The organism is Brachybacterium horti, from assembly GCF_054777615.1.
In genome coordinates this window covers 28241-51501 of record NZ_BAAHAM010000005.1, presented here as the reverse complement: position 1 = coordinate 51501, position 23261 = coordinate 28241, and the positions used below count along the sequence as shown (strand labels likewise).

Sequence of the window (23261 nt, the reverse complement as noted above, 5' to 3'; positions counted from 1 at the left end):
CAGCTTGCTACCGAGTCACGAGCCTTCGGAAAGTCTACCTGCGCCCCCTGAACTTCCCCGGGAGGCTCTGATGGCGAAGGGGGCCCGCTACACCGACGAAGAGATTCGCGAGGCGATCGAGACGACTGGCCATGACGTGGTCAGTGCCGCGATCACGAGCCAGGAGCCGATGGTCGTGAAGGCTGTGGGTGATCCCAATGCGGTTGCCGAGGTCATGAGCGATCTCGCGGATCAGGTTCTGCGGAAGCTGCCCCAGTTCGCCGAGGTGGGGCGAGTGCCGCTGGGGGCATGGGTGAACGGGTTCGCGCGGAACATCCTGCTGGAGCGTGCCAGGCAGTTCGCGCGGAACCGGGACCGGTTCGTCGAGTATGAGGACGGGTCTCCGCTGATCCACGCATTCGTGGATGCTCCGTCGCCGGTGACGAGCGATGACGAGTTCTTCCTGGACCTGATCGACACGGCTCGCGATCGGATCACGTCTCAGGTGGGGGGCATGAAGAAGTGGGAGACGTTGGTGGAGATGGCGGGGAAGCGTGAGCGGGGGCGGGCGGCCCGGGAACAGGCCCGGGAGGAGCTCGCGGAGCTGTCGGGGCTTCCGGTGGAGATGTTTGGCGTCGAACCGGAACCGGAGATGCCTCCCCTTCCTCCTCCGCTGCCCGAGCAGGTTGCCGTAGCTCCGGAGCTAGTCATGGGCGGCTACCTCGTCAGTTGTTCGGTGTGCGGGCAGATCGGTGAGCCGATCGGAATCGGCAAGGTGATGGATGAGGTGCGGGCCCATCGGGTCATGCATGCGGAAGGCGAGGTGAACCGGTGATGGCGCTCCAGGATGACGGCATCAGTGATCCGGCGGACGGGTCTGCGTTCGAGCTGGTGAGGAGTGGCGAGCTGGTCGACCAGGAGGTCGGCTACACCACGCGGCTGCTGCTGCAGACCCTCTTCCCCTACCGGCGGCAGGAGGTCGACAAGGTGGTGCGGCAGTCCGGTCCGCTGCGTGTCACGGCGATGTCGGCGAACGGCCTCCCGTACGGGAAGTATCCGCGACTGATCGCGATCTATCTGTGCACGGAGGCGGTGAAGCGCCGGGACCTGCCCGAGGATGAGGCACGCCGGATTCCACTGGGTGCGTCGATGCAGCAGTTCCTTCGGGACATCGGCGTTGTCGGGCGAGCCAACGGGGGTGCTCGAGGATCATTGAGCATCCTTCACGAGCAGCTATACCGCCTGGCAGCGACGACGATCACGGTGGAGAAGATCTACGATCCGGCGTCGGAGAGCGCCCGTCAGCAGCGTGCGTCGGTGAAGAACATCGGCCTGTTCGACTCGATGGACTTCTGGATCACCCCCAACCCGGACCAGCTGGCCCTCACGGAGCCGTACTTGGAGCTGACGCCCGGGTTCTTCCGAGAGGTGACTGAGAATCCGATCCCGGTGGACCTGGGGATCCTCAAGGCGCTGGGCCGCCCACGCGCGATCGACATGTACCTCTGGGCGACGTTGAAGAAGTTCTCGCTGCGATCGGAGTTCACCCTCTCGTGGGAGCAGACTCAGCGGCAGTTCGGCCCGGAAGTGCCCGACACAGCTCGAGGGCGGGCGGACTTCAAGAAGGAGATCGCCAAGACCGTAGATCGGATCCAGGAGCTGTGGCCGGCCGCCGGTCTGAGCATCGGCCCGCAGGGGGTCGCCCTCACCCCTGGGGAGCCGTCGATCCCGCGTCGCCCAGGGCGCTCGACGTAGCCCTGATCCGACCCTGCGTACAGACGCGCCCCGGCACCTGCCGGGGCGCGTCTGTGTTTACGCAGGTCAGGCGTGCGCTGATTTACCCTCACCTCGGAGGTGACCCACGTCACGCCCATGTGTTTGTGCAGGTCAGGCTGCGCTGATTTGCCCTCATGGCGGCAGAGGAGCTGATGACGTGCGCTGATTTGCCCTCAGGTCTGCGCTGATTTGCCCTCAGGTCTGCGCTGATTTGCCCTCAGGTCTGCGCTGATTTGCCCTCAGATCGGAAGTTGTCCACAACGACGATGTGTCGCCTGACCTGCATGAACGGGGGTATCAGGGACGACGGACGGTTCTACCTATCCAGTATTTTCACTACTTCACTAGGAGCCGGGGGCTGGCGATCCCGAAGCGCCGCCGGCTGGAAGGTGGGTAGGGGAGGTCTCGAGGAGGGCTGGGCGCGTGATTGCCGTACCCGGCAGGCGCGTCCCCGGCTTCCGAGAGCCGCTGGCGGTCCCAGCTGGGTCCGGGGTCGGTGGTTCCGTCGAGGTGTGGTTCTTAGAGATGTGCGCATCCGGGCGGAGGTGATCCGGTGAGTGGGGTGTACGAGACTGCCGGAGCGAGGTTGGGAGCGGAACGTGGCGATTCAGAAGGCGGAACTGCACGTCGACGATGCTGAGGTGGAGGAAGCGTCTCGAGTCTGGGTTGAGTCCGGCCCCGGAGCGGCACACTGGGAACTGGTGACCACGGAGCAGCAGGACCGGATCCGGGAGCGGATGCGACGCTCCATCCTGGCGGGGAAGCGGGTGCGGCGATGAACGTCCTTCCTGCGGGCGCCGGCGCCCGTGTCCTTGCTTGTGTCCTCCCCAGCACGCCGGTGGTGCAGCGCCTCGCGATGAGCCTCGAAGATGCCGGAACCCTGAGCGTGCGAGCGTGGTTGGGAGGCGACGACGAAGGGAGTCAGGTGGAGATGCTCGGCGTGCCGAGGGGCACGTGGGACCCGTGGATGGTGACCCTCGGGGGTCTGGATGTACGCGGCTGCCTTGCGGGAAGCATCGCGGGGAGGTTCGAGGTTCCGGTCGCGGACGGGAAGGACATGGAGCGGCTGCTGATGCGTAGCGGTGCCGTCGCCTCCATCGCGGTTGAAGCCGGCGGGGTTGAGGGACTGCACGCGTTCGAGCTGCAGGTGCAGGATCGGCTTCGTGTCGTGGAGGGGAGGGCGGCATGAACGTGCGAGTGCCTCGTGACATCCAGGCCCTTCCGCCAGAGCGGCGGGCGGCGATGGAAGCAGCGCTGGCCCATGCGGTCCTGAGGGCGTCGGAGTGGGGTCTTCCGGAGCTGACAGCTGAGGAACCGCGGAGTCGTGCAGTGGGGTGGCTGACGCGGGATCGGGCACTGGTGGTGATCGAGCGGGACCTTGTGAACCTGTCGGCGCAGCGGCGGCGCCGCGCCCCCTGGGGCTCGCTGTGGGCACCGGACTGGTGGTCGCAGATCGTTCTGCCGGCGGCCGCCGCACAGACGAGTGCAGCGTGGTGGGCTCGACGAGCTCCGCGGCCTGCTGTCGAGTGGGCGCGACTGTTGGACCCCTCGAGCGATGCGGGGGCGTCACGGGATACTGACCCGCGGGAGACAGACGAGAGAGGTGCATGATGAGGCAGCCGTACAGCAGGAACCGACGAAGGGTCTGGCCGCTGGTGCTGTCCGCGTGTGCGGTAGTAGCGCTGGTCGCTGGGATCGGCGTCGGGGTAGGCCTGTTCCTGGGGAAGGGCTCCGGAGCGAGTGAGGAAGCGACGGCGACGGAGCCGACGACCGTGAAGCCGACATGGGCGATGACCGCCGAGCCGGTCCCCAACGCGGAAGGCTCCTACGGCCACAACGAGCCAGGCGATGTGGCCCGTAACTTCGTGATCGAGGCCAACACCTGGTCCCCCGATGAGCAGCTTCCTGACGCGTGGCTCTCGCGGATCCGGCCCACGGTCACGGATGCGATGTTCAAGGCGAGCTTGGACGCCGGCATGGATGCCGTCCGAGGGGATGTCGCCGACGGCGTTGTCGGGCGGAAGGTCAACGTCACGGATGTCCTGAATGAGATCGGAGATCCGACCAAGCTGACGGTGAAGTACGAGGTCACAGACATCATGGCGGACGGAACAGAGAAGGCGCACGACGAGCCCTCGGTGATGGCGGTACGGCTCGAGATGCAGGACGTGCAGCTCGAGGAGGGCAGCGGGACGAAGACCATCCAGGAGTACCGCGTGGAGGACGCGTGGGCGGGTCGAACTTGGGGAGCGGAGGAGAAGTAATGAACGGACAGATCATCGCGGAGGGTGCGCGGGTACGGATCAGTCAGGACTGGGCCGACTACCTCGACCAGTTCACCGACATCGCGGGCTCGCTGCTCGCCGTGTTCTTCGTGCTGCTCGTGCTCGTGCTAGCGGTATGGCTGGTAGCGGCGGCCTTCACACACATGGGCAAGACCCAGGCGTTCAAGCGGATCATCGGGATCCTCACGACGGCGGCGCTGGCTGGCTGCTTGGTCTCCACCATCGGATGGAGCATCAAGAGCAGCGAAGACGGCGGCGCCGGCTTCGGATCCGTCTCGGTCAGCGGCGGGGAACAGGCTGACGTCGAGGTGAACGGACACAAGCCCAAGCAGTGGAGCGTCGAGGACGTCCAGGGCGACGGCGACTCCAGCGCGGAGAAAAAGGAAGAGGAGACGAGCGACCCGACCCCGACTGAGGAGCCCACGACTGAGGAGCCCACGACGGAGCCGCCCACCAGCGGGGGGACGACACCGCCGGAGGACGCACCTGATTGCGGCCCGGGGGCGGGGGCGCAGAGTGACATCACGAGCGCGGCCTGGGGCCCCGGCTGCGGCGGAGAGTAGAAGAGACAGGCTTTCAGCCTCGGTTCCCGGTGATCGGTGGGACCCCCAAACCGGGGGCCCACCGATCGCTTTATGAGGAGAGCTGAAATGCCTGATATCCCCATCAACTGGAGCTACTTCCCCTTCATGCCGCAGATCCAGAACCTGCTCGGCGGCGTGCTCGCGGTCGCACTTCTGCTCTGTGTCCTCGCGTTCGTGGCCGCTGCCGTGGTGCTGGGATTCGCGAAGATCAGCGGGTCGCAGGCCATGTCCCAGTCGACCGTGAGCGCACTGTTCGTGGTCCTCGGCGTCGCGGCGGGTGTGGGTGTTGCGGCGGGCCTCGTGGGCTGGGCCAGCGGCGCGCTGGTGTGGTGACCGGCCATGGGCGGCAACTGCAGCACGTTTGATCTGACGTGCCAGGCGGGGAACATCCTCGACTCGATGCTGGTGTACCTCGCCAACACGATGTCCTCGTTCGCCTGGCTGATGGTGTCCTCGGCGTTCGTTGGCAACGCGGGCACCATCGAGGACAACGAGTGGTCCGTTGCAACGATGATGACCTCGCGGTGGGGGCTGGTGCTCCTGGTGGTGGTCGTCGCGCTGGTGCTGGTGCAGATGATCATGTCGGTCGCTTCCGGGAACATTCGGCAGGCGATCTCCGCGTTCTTCGCCGGCCTGCTGTCCTGGCCGACGACGCTGGTCGCGGTGTGGCTGACGGTGGTCGTCACGGGCGCCACCGACCGGCTGACCGTAGGGATCCTCGGATCGGGTAGTGAGTCCGCAAGCAACCTCGTCGGAGCGTTCTTCACCGGGCTGGAGGATCTACCTCTGAACGGTCTCGAGGAGACCGGAAGCAAGGCATTCCTCATCGTGGGAATGATGGCTGTCTCGTCCCTCGCCGCGTTGCTGCTGTCCCTGATGTTGGCGTTCAGGAACTTCGCCATCATCTGCCTGGTCGGGTTCTCGCCTCTCGCGTTCATGGCGCTGCCAATGGTGTCGATCCGCGTGTGGGCGGGGAAGTGGGCGCAGGCCGTCGCCGCGCTGGTCATGGCGAAGCCGATCGCGGCCGGGATGCTCGTGCTCGCAGTGGACCTCACTGCGGCGTCGGACGGGATCTTCCAGTGGCTGGTCGGGATCGTCGCGATGGCCATGGCCGCGTTCGCTCCGGTGATCACCCTGCGCTTGTTCAGCTTCATGGGCGCGGATACAGCGGCGTCCTACGGCGGACAGGGGCAGGCCGTCATGACCAACGCGGCCTCCGGAGCTGCCCGAGGCGGGCGCGCGCTCGTGTCGGTCGTCCGGTGAACGACATGAGGACGGACAGAGGGCAGCTGGGGAAGCGGCTGCAACGCGTCGCGTCCGTGGTGACTGTGAGAGGAGAGAGGCGATGAACGTGGTCGAGGTGCATGAGGAGACGACGGCACGGTCCACGGGGACGGGTGCGGCGCGACGGGTGAAGTTCCCCCAGCACGAGCGCGGAGGGTTCATGTGGGGGCTGCAGCTCCCACAGTTCGTGGTGGTGGGGGTCGTGATCGTCTCGGTCGTCGGGCTGCTCATGCTGCAACAGCTCGCTCTGGCGGGACTCTGGGCGATCGTGGCGGTGCCGGTGGGAGTGATCGCTGCGATCACCTGGAAGGGCAGGCCGCTGATGTACCGGATCTGGAGCGCAACGAAGTGGAGGACCCGGGTGATCCTCGGCGAGACGCGCTGGCGGACGTCGGAGGCTCCTGTGCCTGCCGGCACCATGGAGCTGCCGGGCGACGTGGGGATACGTCTGAGCGTGCACGCCACGAAGTGGGGTGGGGCGATCACCTACGACGCACGCGCTCAACGAGCCACCGCGGTGATCAGGTGTGAGTCCCAGGGATGGGACCTTGCGTCGGACTCGGACCGGTCCGAGCGGGCGTACGGGTTCGCGAAGCTCTGCCAGGTGATCTCGCGAGCCCCCGCCGTCGATCGTGTGGTGACGATGGCGCGGACGATCCCCTCGGAGACCACTGCCGCCCGCAAGGCGCACGAGAGTGTGGTGCAGAAGCGGGCAGTGGACGATCCCTGGGGCGAGAACGTCATGAACGCGGTGTTCACGGGCCGGGAGTTCGTGGACGGCGAGGGGAAGCTGCGGGGTCCCGAGGATCAGAAGTCGGCGGTGTCCCGGGACACGCTGCTGGCGATCTCTGTGTCCGTCCCGAGGGCTCAGAAGCAGATCCGTTCCTACGGGGGCGGTCTGCAGGGTGCGGCGGAGGTTCTCTCTGGCGAGATCGACCGGTTCCGGGAGCGGGTCAAGGAGACGGGGGTGACGCACTCGGAGTGGCTGACGCCGGCCCAGCTCGGTGACGTCAACCGGCTCGCGATCGACCTGGATGCCACGGAGATCCTGGCGAGAACGGTCGATGACCGTGACCAGGACCGATTCAACCTCGGGGTGGCACTGCTGGTGGATGACGCGGACCCCGAAGTGCTGGTCACGAACGGCGGCGTGCACTCGACGTTCTGGATCAGCGAGTGGCCCCGTACAGAGGTGCCGCTGGGCTTCCTGCAGGACCTGATCTGCACGGGAGACTTCCCGATGACGGTGACCCAGGTGTTCACCACCGAGAGCACCGGGGCGGCGCTGCGTCAGGTCGGGAAGTCGCTGGACTCGATCGAGTCCAAGTTCGACATCAACCGTCGGCTGCAGCGACGCACCTCGATCCTGGATCGTCGTGCGGTGCCGGAGCTCCAGGAGCGAGAGAACGAGCTGGCCGATGGCCATGTGTCCATGCGGATTGTCGGGTACGTGCGCGTGTCGGGTCGGGATCGTGACGAGCTGGCCGTGAACGAGGACAAGATGCACGCCGCAGCGCCGAATCTCGACCTACAGCGGCTCAAGCACCTGCAGTGGGAGGGCTTCGTTGCCTCCTCTCTGCCCGTTGGATGGGGACTGTGATGGGCGATGACCGGCAGCAGAAGTGGGACGAGGCTATGGAGATGAGGATGTCGATGGGTCGGGGCATGGATCTGAAGAGAGTGATCGCGCACCACGCCGCGTTGGCCCCCACCTCGGCCGGGAGTGAGGACTGAGGATGTCGCCGTTCATCGTTGAGAGCAAGGGCAAGGAGCGGCGTCGCGCGCGGCGGCGCCGCCATCAAGAGGTGATCGAGGCCGGATTCGGGGAGGGCCGTCTTGCCAGCGGGGTAGTCGCCGGGGCGGGTGATTTCCCGCAGGAGAGGAAGGCGATCGGTCATGGCACGGTGGGCTCGGGAGAGCTGCACCTGCCAGCGCTGCGGGCGACCACCGCCCGGTTCCAGGCCGCGATTCCCTTCCTGGCGGATGCGGGGTCCGGAGTGGTCGGACCGCGGATCGGGAGGGACGTGACAGGCGGAGGCTGGTTCCACTTCGACCCCTGGCGCTTCTACACCCTGGGGTGGATCACGGGAACGTCGATCGTGCAGGTCGGCGGGGTCGGAGCGGGGAAGTCGATGACCGCGAAGGTCTGCGCACGACGAGGCGTCGCCGAGGGCCGGCATGTCGCGCTCGCGTCGGACCCGAAGGAGGAGTGGACGAAGGTGGCCGAGACGGTGCCGGGGTCACAGATCCTCCGGTTGGGTTCGGGGACGGGGAAAGACCGGATCAACCCTCTGGAGCCGGGGCTCCGCCCGTCAGGCCTGAGTGACGATCAGTGGCGGCAGGAGGTGTCAACGCGCCAGCAGCAGCTGCTAGTGGCGATCGTGTCGATCATGCGCAATGGGCAGCTGATGACCGACGAGGAGCACAACGCCTTGGACGTTGCGCTCGCGGAGCTGAGCCGCGGCGGATCTACTCCGACGATCAAGGGCCTGATCTACCGGCTGCGCAACCCCCTGGACGAGGGGAAGCAGGACGAGGAGGTGAAGGTCGCCGGGCGGTCGCTGGCTCGGAATCTGCAGCGAGCCGTGACGGGCGACCTCGCCGGAATGTTCGATGACGAGTCCTCGGTGAAGTTCGATGTGGGTGCGCCAATGCTGGTGATGTCCACCCGGACGCTGCTGAACAAGCCGGGGAATGTTCGAGCAGTCGCGTCGGCGTGCACCAGCTTCTGGATCGACTCGGTGGTCCGAGCGGAGGACTCGGGGTACTGGTACGTGATCAACGAAGAGGGGTGGTCGGAGATGCGTGATGCTCGAGCTGTGGAGCTGATGGATGAGCGTCAGCGTCTGGCTGGTGAGGTGGGGCTCGCGCCGTGGATGATCATGCACGAGATCACGGACCTGAACCAGGTTGGGGCGGAGGGCTCGGCTCAGCGGAACCAGGCGCTCGGACTGCTGTCGAAGGCGCAGATCAAGATCATCGGGCGCCAGAGCGAGGCGACGATCGACGCGACCAGTGAGGCGCTGAAGTTGACTGCGCGAGAGGCACAGAAGGCGCTGTCGCTGGATCAGGGTGAAGCGCTGTGGAAGATCGGGCGACGGAGCCTGATTGTGAAGACGCTCGTGACCCGCCCGGAGTGGGACGTGATGAACACCAGCAGCAACCGTGGCGGGGAGTGAGTCCGCCATGAAGGGAGTGCTGAGCGAGAAGCAGAGGATCGTCGGGCTCGCGATCCTGGTGTTCGGGGGACTGTTCGCTATCGCGTCCTCGTCCAAGGTCACGACCTTGATCGTGTGCGGGCAGTGGCCGCGCGGTGAAGACGGGGGCCTGATCACGATGATCGGGAACCTCGTCACGTTGGACCTGCGCGGGTTCATCGGGAGCACCAGCGACGGATGCCAGCTCGGCACCGGTCTGCTGGTGGGGACACCGATCCTGGTGCTGCTGGTGATCATCATCCTGGGGATGGTGATCTGGGCGAAGGTCGAGGCGTACCGGCTCTCGGACAAGGCTCTGCGACGGTCGATCCTGAGGCGGAAGGAGGTCGTCGCGGGCCCCGCGGAGGTCTCGAAGGCGCTGGGGGCGAAGAAGGCGATCGAGCGCGGCCGGAAGGTGCGCCCGGAGCACGCCCAGGCGGTGAAGAAGAAGTTCAAGCCCGGCGACGCGGCGTTCGAACTGGGCACATCGCACGGGATCCCCGCGTGGCTGTCGATGGAGGATCCGGTGCTGCTGATCGGCCCGCCCCGCATGGGCAAGGGCTACGGCTACATCATCTCGGACATCGTGTCCGCTCCGGGACCGGTGGTCACCACCTCGACTCGTGGCGACAACATGTCCGCGACGATCCTTGCTCGTAGCAAGAAGGGCCCCGTCTACGTGTTCGACCCCGATGGCGTGACTGGGCGCGAGTCGACACTGCGTTGGTCCCCGATCCTGGGCTGTGAGGACGGCACGGTGGCGAAGGAACGGGCCGAGCGGCTGATCGAGGGCACGGGCCTCGGGGCCGGCGATGGGGGAAACAACGCCGAGTTCGCGACGAAGGCAGTGGGCATCCTCCAAGTGCTGCTGCACGCGGCAGCGGTCGGAAATGTGGGCCTGGACCGGCTGTACGAGTGGACGAAGTCGCCGCAAGCGGCGAAGGAGGCGGTGCAGGTTCTCCGTGAGGTCAACTCGCCGTTGAGGTGGGACCGTGGGCTCGAGGCGACGTTGAACCAGCCGCCGGAGGACTTGGCGCATGAGTGGTTCGGAGTCGCTTCCTCGCTGGGTCCCGTGGACGTCCCGGAGGCGCGCGCACTGTTCGACGCCCGCAGCGTGGAAGAGGCGTTCGACATCGACCGGTTCCTGGATGAGAACGGCACCCTGTACTTGATATCCCCCCTGCAGCCGGCAGGAAGGAAGAGCGCGGGCCTGGGCGTGATGATGGCGCTGTTGCTGGACTCGATCGCCGACACCGCACACCGCAAGGCGATGCAGGCTCCGAGCGAGCGCCTGGACCCTCCCGTGAAGATGATGCTGGACGAGATCGCGCAGATCTTCCCGTGGCCCGCCATGCCCTCGTGGATGGCGGCAGGGTCCGGTGAGGGGATCCAGGTCATCCCGGTGGTCCAGTCTCGTGCGCAGCTGCGCGCCGGCTGGGGAGCAGATGGGTCGGAGGCGGTATGGGAGGCGGCCACGCGGAAGGTCATCCTCGGCGGTGGTTCCATCGCGAAGGACCTCGAGGAGATCGCGACGCTGGTGGGTGAGCGCACCGAGAAGTACGTGACGGAAAGCTGGGGCGGTGACCGAGAGACCGGGTACGGAGATAACCGCAACAGGATCGCCGGTATCAGCCCTTCGGAGATTCGGCGGCTGCCGGAGAACACGGTGCTGGTGCTGCCAGGACGCTCGCGCGCGATCTACGTAGATCTGATCCCTTGGAGTGAGCGGAAGTTCTCGGACATGGTCAAGGAGTCCATCGGCTGGCACAAGAAGCACCGCGGCTCGCCGATCCGCGGTGAGCGCGGGGAGGTGTTCCCGGTGCTCGGACTCAGCGATCAGGAAGAGCAGAGCATCGAGGCGGCGAGTGAGGACGAGGTCAACGAGCTCGCCACGGCGGACGAGGGGAAGTCATGAGCGGCTTACAGCGCAAGCGCGTCGATGGCGGCTACCGATCGGGCTACCTCAAGTCGCCGGTCTGGTGGGCACGACGGCGGCGCTTCCTCCGGCGCAGTGGAGAGCTCCGCTGCGAATGCCTCGGGGAGCTGCTGACGGAGAAGAACGCCCACGTGCACCACGTCTCCTACGACGGAGTCAGTCAGCTCGAGGACGGCACCTGGCGGGCAGAGGAGGCGGATGAGGACCTGATGGTGCTGTGCGCGTGGTGCCACGAACGGGTCCACCACCTGATGGACCGTGACCCGGGTTGGGCAGGGTCCTCACGGCGGGCAGCGACGATAGCCATCATCCGCACGATCCAGCGTCGTGTGCTGGTCGAAGCCGTGCGGCTCAGCAACGAAGGGGAGAAGTGATGGTGCAGATCGGAGACTCCTGGGCCGACGACGAGGTCATGTCAGCGGAGGACATGGCCACGCTCGACGGAATCTGGAAGACCAGCAGTGGCGACCTGGTGGAAGACGAAGCCGTGAACGCCCTTGCAGTGCCGGTGCGCCCGGAGATTCCGGATGTGCGGCCCCAGGCCGAAGAGCCGGGCCCGGACCTCGAAGCAGCCAAGGCGATGCTGGCCGAGGAGGACGGCGCCGGGGTGTTCCCGTGGCGTACGGCGAGCCGGGAGCAGATCGCACGCCAGTGGCAGGGACTGCGCGAGTTCGTCGACTGGATGGTGGTGACATACCTCTTCCGGATCGGCTCGGACCACAAGCCCTGTTGGTGGCGGCACCCGAACATCGTGCAGGAGTGGGTCTCATTGCGGCACCTGTACGACCTTTCCTGGTCAGAGGAGGACTCCGGGAGCGGACCGAACAACTTCCACTACTGGCTGCAGGCGAGTCGGGCCCGGCTCGCCTCAGCGTGGAGCGAGTACAACGAGTGCGATTCCTGGACGCACGCCGAGCCCCGTGCCCAGGGTGGGGTGCCCACAGTGATCGAGGATGACGAGTGGGAGGCCCTGACGGGGGGCGAGCAGCCGTACAGGCCGCCGGAGCAGTGGCCGACGCGCTCGGAGGTTCTCGAGGCGCCGGGCGAGGAGGAGTCGGCCCCGCAGGACGGGTGAGCCGTGTGGAGAACGGCAAGTAGCCCCCGAGACCCGTCGACGGGTCTCGGGGGCTACTGCGACTACCCCGGGTGTCGTGTGTAGAAGAGTTCTGGGGTGGCGTGGGGGGCGGTGACAAGGCAACTCACGGAAGGAGTTCGTCATGAGCGTGACGCATCGGATGGAGTCCCAGCGGGGGCGAATCGGTAAAGAGATCAAGAGCGGACTGGGCAAGAACAACAAGCCGTGGGCGAACTTCTCCCTCGCGGTGGATGTCGACCGGGTCAACGATGAAGGCAGCTGGGAGCGAGTCCGGACGGACTGGTACCAGGTCTCCGCCTTCGGTGCTCTCGCGAAGAACGTGGAGACGTCGCTGCGGCCCGGGCTGCCGGTGGTGGTCTCGGGAGAGGTCGAGCAGAACGTCCGTGTGGTGGAGGGCCCCGACGGTGCGCTCGTCGCCCAGACGCGCAACGAGGTCCGGGCAAGCATGATCGCGCCCGACCTCATCCTGACGTCGGTGGTGGTCCCCGAGGGGCCCGGGCGTGAGGGCCCTTCGGCGGCGGGACCGGGGACCGGACCCCAGTCCCGCGCAGAAACGCCGGCGGCAGGCGAGGCCCGCAGTGGGTCGCGGGAGACGATCCCGCAGGATGCGGGGGGTTCCAGCGAGATCGGGAGGACGTCTCAGGGGAGTGGAGATTCCTGGGCCTTCGGATCTGACGCAGGGCGCATGCCGCCGTCCCAGGCGGCTGGGGTGGTGTGGCCGCCGACGGTCGAGCCGGGCTCGGGATCGGCGGGTCTGCGATGACCGAGACGCAGCACCCCAGTGAGCTCGAAGCGGCGATGGACAACCTCGAGACGCTGCTCGAGGCGGTGAGCGTCGCTCGTCAGAAGGTGCGCGATCGTAAGCGGCGCGCGGTGCCGCGCCAGGCACCGCAGCGTCCCGGTTCGGATTCCGATGATGTCCTCGAGGAGGATCCGGAGGACCTGCAGGAGCCTTCTGAGGAAGAGCCCGCGGAGCTGGACGGGGAAGAGCTGGACGATGCGGAACTGGACGGAGAGGAGCTGGACGGGGAGGAGTCTGCTGAGCAGCTGGCAGACGAGGCCCCTGCGTCGTGGTCCGTGTACGATCCGCTGACTCCTGCCGGACCGAAGGTCCGCACGTACATGGCTGAGATGGCGGTCGAAGGTCGTCACCGGGAATGGATCAAGCGCACCCTCGAGGATGCGGGCCCGGGGGCAGAGTTCCTCATGGAGGATTCGATCGCGCGTCATCAGGTGTACCGGGCTGCGGCCGAGCGAATGGTGGATGTGGATGGGGTGGCGGTCGATCACGCGGCGGCGATCGTCGAGCGGACCGGTCTCGAGAATCTGCCGTGGCATGACCTTGAAGGGGAGGCGCTGGAGGGTGAGCTCGCGGAGGTGCGGCGCAGTGGTCTGAGCACCGAGGAGCAGACGATCCTCTTCGCGGATCGGATCGCGGTCGTCCAGGAACAGCTGGCCGCCGAGCATTCGGAGGGAACTCCGGCGCCGCAGGATGCGGCTGGATTCACGAGCGAGATCCGACTTCCGATCATGCGGGACGCTGTCGGGGCGGCGGCCCTCTTCGGCGATGAGGCTACGGAGGACGTGCAGCAGTACGTCGAGGCGCTAGGTGCCCAGGTCGAGGATGGAGAGCTGGTGATCCCCGTGGAGGGGCACGGGAACGATCTGGACGTCAGCGTCGATCCCGCTGTGAGCGCGTGGCGATCGGTCACCCCCGACGAGCTCGTGAGTGCTGCGGTCTACGGGGAGGAGTCCGCGAACCTCGCGTACATCCGCAGCGCTGCCGGCGAAGAGGCCATCATCGGGCCTGCCGGGGAGGTCCCCTCACCTGGCCAGGAGCGTGGGCAGATCCGTCCGACTGAGGACGGCCTCTCAATTGAGGCTGGCATCGCCAGGGACGAGGTGTCTCCCGCGGTGTGGGAGGAGCTGCAGGCGGAGTTCGGCGCTCCCGAGCCGGATTCGGAGGTTCTGTTCGTTCCGGTGTCGGCTGATCCCCATGCCGATCCTGTTGCGGAGATCAGCCGCGCTCGAGAGGACATGCCCGGGTCGCTGTTCGCGAAGAACGAGGAGTACGAGCGACAGCTACTTGCGCGCCGCGAGGCGTCTCTCGCTGCTGCGGACCCGGGGGTGTGGACCCAGCCTGCCGGGCAGGAGGCCTATGTCGATCTGATCGAGAAGCAGCGGGCTGACGGAAGCGTTGAGGCTGTCGTCTGGGTAGACGATCAGCAGCAGCCCACCACGCACCCCGAAGGGGTTCCGTCCGTGTGGATGGACGAGAAGGGCGCCGTCACCGCCCTCGGACACTACGACAACGGCCAGCCCACGGGTACGTGGGGATGGACGGACCGCGAGACCGGCACCTTCGTCTCCGACCGAGCTGAAATGAGCAAGGACGGCCCTGTGGCCGGCACTCAGCAGCACCGCGAGTCGGCGGAGGATGGCTGGACCTCGGTGGGAGACAGTGCGGAGCCGGGGAAGAGCACGCCGGACTCGGCGATGACGACGCGATCGGACGAGGTGGAGATGGACGGTGCCGCGAGCATGTCCGACCTCAGCCCGTCGCCGGGCCCCTCGAAGCCGTCGCACTCAGCTACGCCTCCGCTGCCTGACCCGACGGGTCCGTCGCACGGGCCGAGGTTCCACTAACAAACCATGTGACCATGTGACCACATATGGTTTAGTAGGTGCGTGCCCCTGGGATTCTGTCCCGGGGGCACGTAGCCTGTCCGGATACCCAGCGAGGAGGAACTCCCATGACGATCGAGGACCAGGTACCCCAGCGCGTGTTTGGCGCGGTGCTCCCTGTGGCTCCGCTCGTGCGCGATCTGCAGATCGACCTCAAGGGTGAGGACGAGACCCTCTCCGTGCGGATGGACCTCCAGGTCGGCGAGGCGCGGGAGCGCCTGACCCTGCTCAAGGGCGTGTTGGCGTACGAGGGCAACGGGGTGCTCAGCCTGGGCTGGCAGACGACGCACTGGGAGACGCTTGGGCAGGACATCGACGCTCACTTCGATCTCCCTGCGGGGACGGGCGAGCCGATTGCGACCCTGCTGTCGCGGATCGGTGAGGTGGCGATCGTTGCTGCGCAGAGCAAGGGGATCCTCGGCGTGGTTGAGCTGCAGGAGGAGCTCCGGGGCGTTCTTGAGGCGTTCGCGACGAGCGCGGCGTGAGCGAGAGTGAGCAGCGGCGTGCACGTCGGCGGGTTCTGCGAGATGAAGCGTTCGCCATGACGGCCAGGTTGGATCTTCCCGATCTGCATGGGGAGTCGGGTGGGGAGGTCGAGGTGGGCCTGATCGCTCGAGCAGAAGCATTGCGCCTGATCGAAAGTGCGCTTGTGGCCGATGACCAGGGGAGCGGCCCGCGTCCTGCCCCGTGGGGTACGGGGCCGGCCCGCCAGTGGTGGGTCCGCACGGTTCTGCCAGCGGCCAGAGAGCACACGGGGGCAACCTGGTGGATCAGGAGGGCTCCCCGCGAGGCACTGTCGTGGGCCATCGCGCTGGACCCGCGAGGGGCAGAGGTATCCCGGCAGGATTAGAAGCCTCCCGAGCGGGCGTGCATGACGGTGTGGTTCTAAAGAGTGCCGTCTAGCGCCTGTGAGTAGGAGAAACGGTCCCATGTCACACCAGGGAAAGCTCGATCTGGATGCGCTGTTCGACCTGACGTCGGACAGCGCTCCCGAGCCCGCCGTTCCGGCAGTCCCCACAGCGGCCGCGGACCTCTCAGTCAATGGACTGAGCGTGTGGGGAACGATCGCTCGAGTCGTCGAGGTGCGACCCGGGGTCGCATGGGTCGACGCGTCCACATGGTCGGGGTACGTGCTCGATGCAGACACCCAGCGGAGCATGCCGACAGCGATCGGGGCGCGCCTGGGGCGAGCTGCTGAAGTGGAAGGTGGCTGGTGGCGTGAGGGCGCCGCTGCCGGCGTCGTGGCCGGCAACTGGCCGCAGGATTGTGTGGAGGCTCTTGCGACATCTGATCGGCTGACCCATGCTCGAGCGGCTGAACAGCTGCGGCGAGACGTGGTCGCGGGTGCTCGGGCGATGGGGATGGACCGCAGAGCGATGCAAGAGGTGGTCCTCCGCTGGGATCGGGCCACCGTCACCGACGTGGAGGAGGTACCCGATGACGCTGAGCGACGAGCAGGAGCAGTCGATCCTGAACGAAGCAGCCGCGCAAGCGCGGAGCGAGAGGCAGGCGCAGGAGAACGAGCAGACCGTGGAAGCGTGGGCAGCGCGGAAGGATCGTTGGAGGCTGCCGGTCCCCGAGACGGAGGCGGACCCAGCGGTGCCGGGGACGCATCCGAGCCCGCTGGGGGCGATCTCGTGGATCTTCCCTCCGGAGGGGAGAGAGCAGGTGCCGGAGCGGTTCTGGACTCTGCTGGATCGGCTGTGGGGAGTGCTGCAGGCCGACGAGTCGTCGACGAGGATCCTGGTCGAGGACGTGACCTGGCCGGCGACGGACCCCTCGCACAGTCCGAAGGTCGTGTTCGCGGAGAGCGACGAAGCGTGGGGGGCGAAGCTGCTGGCGATGATGATCGAAGTGCGGGACGAGCTGACGAGGCAGCCCGCGACCCCGAATCTGGACTCGGTGGACCGGATGATCACCCGACTGCAGATGCAGCTGGAGACCTTGGAGAGCCGGAGCGAGTAGGCGGCGCCGCTGCAGGGCCGGTCCTCATGCGGCCCGTCGCGACGATCGAAGGGGAGGACTACCGGCCCTCGAGCGAGGTCAACGTGCCCAGTGGCGGCAAGGCACGCTTCGGTGCGAACCTTGCGGCGATCGAGGTGCTGCGGAGGCTCGAAGGTGAAAGTCGCCCCGCGACAGCCGATGAGCAGCAGGTGCTTGCCGGATGGTCGGGGTGGGGTGCGATCCCGGATGCCTTCAGTGGCGAGAACGGCTGGGGCGACGAAGCACGCCAGCTGAGGGAGGCTCTGACGGGGGAGGAGTACCGAGCGGCCCGAGCGACGACCCTGAATGCCCACTACACCGACCCGAGCGTGGTCACCGCTATGTGGAGCGCGTTGGACGGAGTGGGGGCGACGGGCGACGCGACGATTCTGGAGCCGGGATCGGGCTCGGGCAACTTCATGGGCCGCGCCCCCGAGGGCGTGCAGATGATCGGCGTGGAGCTGGACCCCCTGACCGCGCGCCTGTCGCACTACCTGTATCCCTCGGCGCAGGTCCGCAACGAGGGCTTCGAGCAGACAGTTGTGCGTGAGGGGATGGTCGACGCGGCGATTGGGAATGTGCCCTACGGGTCGTTCACGCTTCACGACCCGCTGCACAACGGCGCTCAGCTCGCGATCCACAACCACTTCATCGTGAAGTCGCTGGATGCGGTGCGGCCCGGCGGGCTGGTTGCGGTCGTCACCAGCGGATGGACGATGGACTCGCAGGGGATGCGGGCGCGGATCGAGCTCGCCAAGCGCGGTGACCTTGTCGCGGGGGTGCGACTGCCCACCGACGCCTTCTCTCGCGTTGCAGGGACCAAGGTCAACACCGACATCCTGGTGTTCCAGAAGCGCCCCGAACCTGTTGCGGTGCCTGACTTCGAGAAGCTGGGTTGGGGTCGGGTTGTTGCGCACCGGGACTCGGATGAAGTCGTCGTCAACGAGTTCTTCGCGCGGCACCCGGAGCGGGTCGCGGGGGCCCAGGCGATTCGCACTGGGCGGTTTGGCCCTGTCCTCGAGGTCGACGGCGAGCACGGGCCGGCTCTGGGCGCTCAGGTGCAGCGGTTGCTCACGGAACAGCTGCAGATGGCAGGGGTGGTGGTGCCGGAGCGTGATACCCCGCTGTCCTTGCGTGAGGGCGAGGCCTCGCCCGGGCTGTACGAGCGACTGCCGGAGCACCTGCAGCCCGACGTCGGGAAGATCGTTGATGCCGCCGCGATCCAGGGGCTCGAGGTTGACTCTCCGTTCGTCGCATGGGACGGGACGGACTGGACGGAGGTCAGGGTCCGGCGGGGCAGCGTCGAGGAGACGCGGTCCTTGCTGGACGTGCGCGACAAGGTTGCTCTGGTGCTGAGGATGCAGTCCTCCGCGACATCCACGCCAGGGGATCGACAGCAGAGCCGTGCGCGGCTGAACGTCGCCTACGACGACTACGTGGGGACGTACGGTCCGATCAATAGGTTCACGTTGAACGAGCGGCGCCCGAATGCGGCCTCGATCGAGCAGCACGTGCAGGGCGCAGAGAAGGAGTGGCGACGCGCGCTCCCAGACTGGATGGACCGCAGTGAGCGGGAGGAGGCATCTCCCAGCGAGGAGCTGCGTGGGGATTGGGAGCAGGAGGCCATCGAGGACCTGACGGTGATCCAGAAGAAGCAGCCGCATCTGTCGGCACTGCGTTCTGATCCGGGGCTGGGTTCGGTGCTCGGGCTTGAGGTGTTCGATGAGGACACGCAGGTGGCCAGGAAGTCGCGGATCTTCGAGCAGGACATCATCTCTGGCCGGGTCGAGGAGCGTCACGCGCAGACGGTGGACGAAGCCATCGCGATCTCGATGGATGAGGCCCAGAGGGTCGAGATCCCTCGAGTCGCCGCGCTCCTGGGGATCGACGACGACACCGCGCGGGACAGGCTGGCCGGCGCCGCGTTCGAGGACCCGGCGACGGGTGACCTGGTCCCGGCGGCGCTGTATCTGTCCGGGCCGGTGAGGGACAAGCTGGAGGCAGCGGAAGAGGCTGCTGCGACCGATGAGCGGTTCTCGTCGAACGTGACCGCGCTGCGGGACGTACAGCCGGAGTGGATCGCCATCGAGCAGATCGACCTCGTTCCGGGCGTGAACGTCCTGGACGCGGCGGACTACGCGAGGTTCGCGCGCGAGACCTTCAACGTCGAGGCGAAGCTCGAGAAGGTCATGGATACGTGGAAGATCAGTCATCCGCCGGCGTCCGCGTTCTCCACCGAAGCAGCGTTCCGGTTCGGGACGAGGGATAGGAAGCCCACCCAGCTGCTCGAGGCGGTGATGAACCAGAAGCCCGTGCAGATCCGCTACCGGGACGAGGAAGGGAAGATGGTCCTGGACCGCCCGCAGACGGCGGCCGCGCGAGAGAAGTGCGACCAGATCACGGCGGCGTTCCAGCGGTGGGTCCATGCGGATGAGGGGCTGCGCACCCGAGTAGAGACGCAGTGGAACCGGACCTTCAACCAGCTGGTGGAAGCGGATTTCAGCACCCTCGGTGCATCTCTCGAGTTGCCGGGGCTGTCCGCGGCGTTCACCCCACACCCCCACCAGCGCGAGGGGGTCGCACGGATGCTCAACTCGCCGGCGACCCTGCTGAACCACGTCGTCGGCGCAGGGAAGACCGGCACGATGGTCATGGGCGCAATGGAGCTGCGCCGCACCGGGAGGTCGAGGAAGCCGTGGATGGTCGTTCCCAACCACATCGTCGACCAGGTGACGCGCGAGGCGAGCCAGTGGTACCCCTCCGCGAAGATCCTCTCGGTCCCCACCGGTCTGAGCCCGCTGGGGCGGCAGACCTGGATGGCGCGCTCGGCGGGCCAGGACTGGGACATCGTCATCGTCCCCCAGTCGACATTCAAGCTGATGGGCGTCGCGCCGGCGCTGGCACATGAGTGGGTGGAGAACGAGGTTGCGGAGTTGAGGGCCTCGAAGGCGGACCTCGCTGGGGCGGACGGCTCACGGTTCGCAATCAAGGCGCTCGAGGGGCAGATCAAGACCCTCGAGAACCGTGCGAAGAAGCTGCTGGAGAGCAAGGACGTCGGGATGACGTTCGAGCAGACCGGGTGCGACCACCTCATCGTGGACGAAGCGCACCTGTACAAGAACCTCTCGCGGTCCTCCGACGTGACCGACCTCAACCATGTGGGTTCGCAGATCGCGTCGGACCTGGACATGAAGATCCATGTGCTGCGCGATCACCGGATCGAGGTCGCCAAGCGCGACGGCACCTGGCGTGAAGGCATGGTGCCGCACGTGGTGGACTTTGCCACGGGAACCCCCGTCGCCAACAACATGGCCGAGTTGTGGGTCATGCAGCGCTACCTGCGGCCCGATGTCCTGGAAGCGCAGGGCATCGACTCGCTGAGGGAGTGGGCTCGAGCGTTCGCGCGTACCGGGCAGGGCCTCGAGATCGCGGGAGATGGCGTGACATGGAGGGTGAAGGATCGCGTGCGGTCCTTCGCGAACCTGCCCGAGCTGATGTCCACCAGCCGAGTGTTCATGTCGACGGTGACCAAGGACGATGTCGCGAGGGTCGTGTCGGGTGGTCTGCCGGAGCTCGTCGGAGGGGCGCGCCAGGTCCACACCCGTTCGGCGTCCGAGCAGGTCAAGGAGTACGGGCAGGCCTTGAAGGAGCGCGCGGAGACGCGCGATCCGACCAACAAGGACAACATGCTCAAGATCATCAAGGACGGGCAGCTGGTCGCGCTGGACCCGCGGATGCGAGGCATGGACGCCGATGAGGATGGTGGGCGCATTGCACAGGTCGCCGATGTGGTGGCAGAGATCCACGCGCGGACAAGCGGAAACGTGTATCTCGCAGCCGATGGAGTGCAAGAGCCGCTGACCGGCGGCCTGCAGCTCATCTTCCTCGACAACGGGGTGCCGGGAGGAGCGGTGATCGATCTGTACGAGATCCTGCGCCAGGATCTCGAGCAGCGTGGCGTGGACCCCGGGCAGGTGGCGTTCATCCATGACGCGGACAGCGACGACGCGCGGGCGCGCCTGTTCGAACGGTGTCGTGACGGGCGGACGCGCGTTCTGATCGGCTCAACCCAGCAGATGGGGACCGGAGTCAACGTACAGAGACGTGCCGTGGCCCTGCATCATGTCGATGTGCCGTGGAGGCCGGATCAGCTCGAGCAGCGTGAGGGGAGGCTGATCCGGCAGGGCAATGCCAACGGCGAAGTGGAGATCCACACCTACATCACCACCGGCACGGTGGACGTGATGTCCTGGCAGACGATCGAGCGGAAGTCTGCGTTCATCGCCCAGGTCACCAGCGGCACCTCCACGGAGCGCACCGTGGAGCAGGACGACGAGTCGATGGAGAAGATGGCGCGGACCCTGGCCGCACTTGCCGCAGACTCGCCGTTGGTCATGGAGCGTGTCGAGGTGCTGAACGAGATCATGCGGCTGCAGAGTCTCGAGACGGTCCACCGCACCGAGTTCGGCGCCGCGCGGGGCCGGCTGCGCACGATGGAGAGGAACATCAGCATCTCCGAGCAGGGGCTGCCACGGTTGGAGAACACTCTCGCCGCAGTCCAGCCGGCCGCCGGTGTCGAGGCTGTCGACGGCAGTCAGCCGGAGACGGCGACGGAGCTCGCGGAGGCAGTCCGGCGCACGCTCCGGAGCGCCGGGCCGGCGATCGACGCGGGCGAGAACCCCCTCGTCGTGCGCGTCCAGGGAATCGACTTCGTGGGAGCCCGGCAGGGCACGGGCTGGAGGGTCCATGCGCGGGATGCCTACGAGGTCGGCTTCGACATGGAGCCGAGTCAGGACGTGCTCGCTAAGACCAACATCGGCGTGCGCCTGACCAACCAGCTCGAGAAGCTTCCCGAGCGAATCCAGGAAGAGCGGCGCCGGATCGCGGAATGGAACACCACGGCGGAAGAGATCCGAGCGTTTGTCGAGACCGACGAGGGGTTCCCGGACGCGGACGCTCTGCGCAGTGCGGAGCTGCGACTGTCCGAGATCGACACCGAGCTCGGGATGACCAGCGACGAAGAGCTGTCGGAGCGGGTCTTCGGATCGCAGATACGAGGGAAGGTTCCGCTTCCGGCCACCGCGCGTGACCTGCGGGTCGGGGACGAGTTCAGGATCCGTGGTCGAAAGGAGCAGTACACGCTCGTCCGTGATGACCGGACCGAGCTGTACATGGTCGCCGAAGGCGGCGAGGAGGAGGAGTTCCTGCGCCCGTACGAGAAGGTCGAGCTGGCCTCGCGTCTGCGATCGTCGTTCAACGCATGGGAACAGGCCTGCGTGGACCTCGGTGAGAGAGATGCCCTGGTGGCCCCGCGTGATCTGCAGGACGGGACCGCGGTGCTCGTCGCAGTGGAGCTTGCAGGAGAGTTGGTCCCTGCTGAGGCCGTGGTCGAGAAGACGGGCGCCCGGGAAGGGCAGATGGTGCGCGTCGTGGATCCAGCCGCAGCGAACGCGCGGGTCGTGCCACGGGGTGTGGTGATCGTGCGGGATCGCTGGACGCCCCAGCAGGTGGAGGCCCGCAGAGCAGCCGAGACGATGCTCCCTGTGGGAGCGCTGTACGAGGGCCAGATCATCACTGCTGCCGTCGACGAGGCCTACACCGCACATCCGGAGATGGCCGGGGCGGTGCTGGTCGACAGCACCATGCGCCAGGCCATGCTGGAGGGCCAGCTGGTCTCGGTCCGAGGATGGCGCGTTCAGGCTGAGGACCCGATCAGGGTGAGCGGGAACGAGCTTGCTGCCGTCGGCGTCGATGGTCCGATCGCAGTGGACAGGCTGCGGGAGGGAGATCGAGTCCGGATCAAGGAGATCGACCGGGACGCGAAGACGGACCGCGTGGTGACGGTGGTGAGTCCGGCGGATGCGTACACGCGCTCTGCGGAAACTGGCTACGTCACGGATGACGGCACTGTGCAGACGGGGAAGATCAAGTCCGACGCCGTGGTGAACGTGGAGGACCGCGCCATCAGCGCGCTGACCCCGCCGGAGCGCGTGCGGCTCGCACAACACCAGGGGACACCGATCGACGGAGTCTCGATCATTCCCGCTGGCGAACTGAGCGAGCACGTCGGTGCAACGGTGATCGTGCGGAGCCAGGGTGTGCCGGTCGCAGGGGTTCTCCGACAGGAGGCCAGGAGCATCCCCGGGAGGTCGGAGACGTGGCGCTCCACCACGGTGGAGCTGGGTGACAAGTCGCGGGGACTGCGGGTCGGAACCGAAGACCTGGTCAAGGTTGACGGCGAGGTGGGGCCGGTGCTTGCACAGTTCGACCTCACCGGGGGGCATGAGGCCTCCCGCATGTCGCAAGACGTGCCGGCGGCGGACAAGACGATCAGCAACACTCCTCGCTCCACAGTCACCCCTCCGCCGGTCAACGGTCCTGATCAACGACGGAGCGGTCCTGGTGTGCGATGAAAGACCAAGAAACCAGGTGACCAAGAAACCACATGAGCACGGG

18 protein-coding genes are annotated in these 23261 nt (G+C 66.9%); all 18 read left to right on the top strand.

What is annotated here, in order from left to right:
* Positions 1–70: 70 nt before the first annotated feature.
* The 18 genes from ACYVAP_RS15730 to ACYVAP_RS15645 all read left to right on the top strand — a co-directional run bounded on the left by ACYVAP_RS15730 (position 71) and on the right by ACYVAP_RS15645 (position 23218).
* Positions 71–814 (top strand): hypothetical protein, encoded by a 744-nt coding sequence (locus ACYVAP_RS15730; protein ID WP_498861440.1) that lies wholly within the window; start codon positions 71–73, stop codon positions 812–814.
* A complete protein-coding gene (locus ACYVAP_RS15725; protein ID WP_498861439.1) occupies positions 814–1734 on the top strand; it encodes a replication initiation protein in 921 nt (306 codons plus the stop codon). Before ACYVAP_RS15730 ends, ACYVAP_RS15725 begins: the two co-directional genes overlap by 1 nt.
* 620 nt (positions 1735–2354) lie before the next feature.
* On the top strand, positions 2355–2534 hold the full coding sequence (locus ACYVAP_RS15720; protein WP_498861438.1) for a hypothetical protein: 180 nt from the start codon (positions 2355–2357) through the stop codon (positions 2532–2534).
* A 77-nt stretch (positions 2535–2611) separates the two neighbouring features.
* Positions 2612–2944, top strand: a complete 333-nt coding sequence (locus ACYVAP_RS15715) for a hypothetical protein (RefSeq protein WP_498861437.1) — start codon at positions 2612–2614, stop codon at positions 2942–2944.
* Positions 2945–3365: 421 nt separating this feature from the next.
* Positions 3366–4019 carry a hypothetical protein gene (locus ACYVAP_RS15710; protein ID WP_498861436.1) on the top strand — a complete coding sequence of 218 codons (654 nt, stop codon included), beginning with the start codon at positions 3366–3368 and terminating at the stop codon, positions 4017–4019.
* Positions 4019–4603 (top strand): hypothetical protein, encoded by a 585-nt coding sequence (locus ACYVAP_RS15705; RefSeq protein ID WP_498861435.1) that lies wholly within the window; start codon positions 4019–4021, stop codon positions 4601–4603. The genes ACYVAP_RS15710 and ACYVAP_RS15705 overlap by 1 nt, the downstream gene beginning before the upstream one ends.
* 87 nt (positions 4604–4690) lie before the next feature.
* Positions 4691–4957, top strand: coding sequence for a hypothetical protein (locus ACYVAP_RS15700; protein ID WP_498861434.1), 267 nt, complete (start codon positions 4691–4693; stop codon positions 4955–4957).
* Between the two features lie 6 nt (positions 4958–4963).
* On the top strand, positions 4964–5887 hold the full coding sequence (locus tag ACYVAP_RS15695; protein WP_498861433.1) for a hypothetical protein: 924 nt from the start codon (positions 4964–4966) through the stop codon (positions 5885–5887).
* 82 nt (positions 5888–5969) lie between these two features.
* Positions 5970–7508 carry an SCO6880 family protein gene (locus ACYVAP_RS15690; protein ID WP_498861432.1) on the top strand — a complete coding sequence of 513 codons (1539 nt, stop codon included), beginning with the start codon at positions 5970–5972 and terminating at the stop codon, positions 7506–7508.
* A 136-nt stretch (positions 7509–7644) separates the two neighbouring features.
* On the top strand, positions 7645–9087 hold the full coding sequence (locus ACYVAP_RS15685) for a putative type IV secretion/conjugal transfer ATPase (RefSeq protein WP_498861431.1): 1443 nt from the start codon (positions 7645–7647) through the stop codon (positions 9085–9087).
* A gap of 16 nt (positions 9088–9103) precedes the next feature.
* Entirely contained in the window at positions 9104–11020 is a 1917-nt protein-coding gene (locus tag ACYVAP_RS15680; protein ID WP_498861430.1) for a type IV secretory system conjugative DNA transfer family protein, read from the top strand.
* A complete protein-coding gene (locus ACYVAP_RS15675) occupies positions 11017–11415 on the top strand; it encodes a hypothetical protein (protein WP_498861429.1) in 399 nt (132 codons plus the stop codon). The genes ACYVAP_RS15680 and ACYVAP_RS15675 overlap by 4 nt, the downstream gene beginning before the upstream one ends.
* A complete protein-coding gene (locus ACYVAP_RS15670) occupies positions 11415–12116 on the top strand; it encodes a hypothetical protein (protein WP_498861428.1) in 702 nt (233 codons plus the stop codon). Before ACYVAP_RS15675 ends, ACYVAP_RS15670 begins: the two co-directional genes overlap by 1 nt.
* Positions 12117–12258: 142 nt before the next feature.
* Positions 12259–12900 carry a single-stranded DNA-binding protein gene (locus tag ACYVAP_RS15665; RefSeq protein ID WP_498861427.1) on the top strand — a complete coding sequence of 214 codons (642 nt, stop codon included), beginning with the start codon at positions 12259–12261 and terminating at the stop codon, positions 12898–12900.
* On the top strand, positions 12897–14783 hold the full coding sequence (locus ACYVAP_RS15660; RefSeq protein WP_498861426.1) for a hypothetical protein: 1887 nt from the start codon (positions 12897–12899) through the stop codon (positions 14781–14783). Before ACYVAP_RS15665 ends, ACYVAP_RS15660 begins: the two co-directional genes overlap by 4 nt.
* Positions 14784–14890: 107 nt before the next feature.
* Positions 14891–15307, top strand: coding sequence for a hypothetical protein (locus tag ACYVAP_RS15655; RefSeq protein WP_498861425.1), 417 nt, complete (start codon positions 14891–14893; stop codon positions 15305–15307).
* A gap of 952 nt (positions 15308–16259) precedes the next feature.
* Complete coding sequence (locus ACYVAP_RS15650; RefSeq protein ID WP_498861424.1) at positions 16260–16787, top strand: hypothetical protein; 528 nt, start codon at positions 16260–16262, stop codon at positions 16785–16787.
* 26 nt (positions 16788–16813) lie between these two features.
* Positions 16814–23218, top strand: a complete 6405-nt coding sequence (locus ACYVAP_RS15645; protein WP_498861423.1) for a helicase-like domain-containing protein — start codon at positions 16814–16816, stop codon at positions 23216–23218.
* Positions 23219–23261 lie beyond the last annotated feature (43 nt).

Coding starts and splice junctions, on each gene's coding strand:
- ACYVAP_RS15730 (WP_498861440.1), top strand. CDS start 71: ATGGCGAAGGGGGCCCGCTACACCGACGAAGAGATTCGCGAGGCGATC.
- ACYVAP_RS15690 (WP_498861432.1), top strand. CDS start 5,970: ATGAACGTGGTCGAGGTGCATGAGGAGACGACGGCACGGTCCACGGGG.
- ACYVAP_RS15670 (WP_498861428.1), top strand. CDS start 11,415: ATGGTGCAGATCGGAGACTCCTGGGCCGACGACGAGGTCATGTCAGCG.
- ACYVAP_RS15710 (WP_498861436.1), top strand. CDS start 3,366: ATGAGGCAGCCGTACAGCAGGAACCGACGAAGGGTCTGGCCGCTGGTG.
- ACYVAP_RS15725 (WP_498861439.1), top strand. CDS start 814: ATGGCGCTCCAGGATGACGGCATCAGTGATCCGGCGGACGGGTCTGCG.
- ACYVAP_RS15695 (WP_498861433.1), top strand. CDS start 4,964: ATGGGCGGCAACTGCAGCACGTTTGATCTGACGTGCCAGGCGGGGAAC.
- ACYVAP_RS15715 (WP_498861437.1), top strand. CDS start 2,612: ATGAGCCTCGAAGATGCCGGAACCCTGAGCGTGCGAGCGTGGTTGGGA.
- ACYVAP_RS15645 (WP_498861423.1), top strand. CDS start 16,814: ATGCGGCCCGTCGCGACGATCGAAGGGGAGGACTACCGGCCCTCGAGC.
- ACYVAP_RS15705 (WP_498861435.1), top strand. CDS start 4,019: ATGAACGGACAGATCATCGCGGAGGGTGCGCGGGTACGGATCAGTCAG.
- ACYVAP_RS15665 (WP_498861427.1), top strand. CDS start 12,259: ATGAGCGTGACGCATCGGATGGAGTCCCAGCGGGGGCGAATCGGTAAA.
- ACYVAP_RS15650 (WP_498861424.1), top strand. CDS start 16,260: ATGACGCTGAGCGACGAGCAGGAGCAGTCGATCCTGAACGAAGCAGCC.
- ACYVAP_RS15660 (WP_498861426.1), top strand. CDS start 12,897: ATGACCGAGACGCAGCACCCCAGTGAGCTCGAAGCGGCGATGGACAAC.
- ACYVAP_RS15700 (WP_498861434.1), top strand. CDS start 4,691: ATGCCTGATATCCCCATCAACTGGAGCTACTTCCCCTTCATGCCGCAG.
- ACYVAP_RS15675 (WP_498861429.1), top strand. CDS start 11,017: ATGAGCGGCTTACAGCGCAAGCGCGTCGATGGCGGCTACCGATCGGGC.
- ACYVAP_RS15685 (WP_498861431.1), top strand. CDS start 7,645: ATGTCGCCGTTCATCGTTGAGAGCAAGGGCAAGGAGCGGCGTCGCGCG.
- ACYVAP_RS15655 (WP_498861425.1), top strand. CDS start 14,891: ATGACGATCGAGGACCAGGTACCCCAGCGCGTGTTTGGCGCGGTGCTC.